The 478-nt window shown below is 68.0% G+C and carries 1 protein-coding gene; it reads right to left on the reverse strand.

Annotated features, from left to right (window positions below; all coding sequences use genetic code 11):
* A partial coding sequence (locus IH50_RS38420; protein WP_158801445.1) for an acyl carrier protein occupies nt 1-478 on the reverse strand: 478 nt, incomplete at both ends.

Here is a 478-nt window from a genome sequence, read left to right on the forward strand (position 1 = left end):
GCGGGTGTACGACGTCCCGGGCACACTCCGGTCCGGGTTGTACAACGAGTCGACATCCCAGCCACGATCAGTCGGGAAGTCCGACACGGCGTCGACGCCGTCGGACACCAGCCGCCACAGGTCTTCCGGCGAGGACACCCCACCCGGATAACGGCACGCCATCCCCACGATCACCACCGGATCGTCCACCACCGACGGCAACGACCCCACCGGCACCACCGCGGCCGGCTCCACCACACCGAACAACTCGTCCAGCAGATGACCCACCAGAGCATTCGCCGTCGGATAGTCGAACACCACCGTCGCCGGCAGCCGCAGCCCCGTCGCCTTGCCCAACCGGTTCCGCAGCTCCACCGCCGTCAGCGAATCGAAACCCAGATCCTGGAACGCACGCCCCGGATCCACCGTCTGCGCACCCGCATGACCCAGCACCACCGCGATCTGACCCCGCACCAGATCCAGCAGCACCTCACGCCGC

The organism is Streptomyces sp. NRRL S-37 (assembly GCF_000721605.1).
GTDB lineage: Bacteria > Actinomycetota > Actinomycetes > Streptomycetales > Streptomycetaceae > Streptomyces.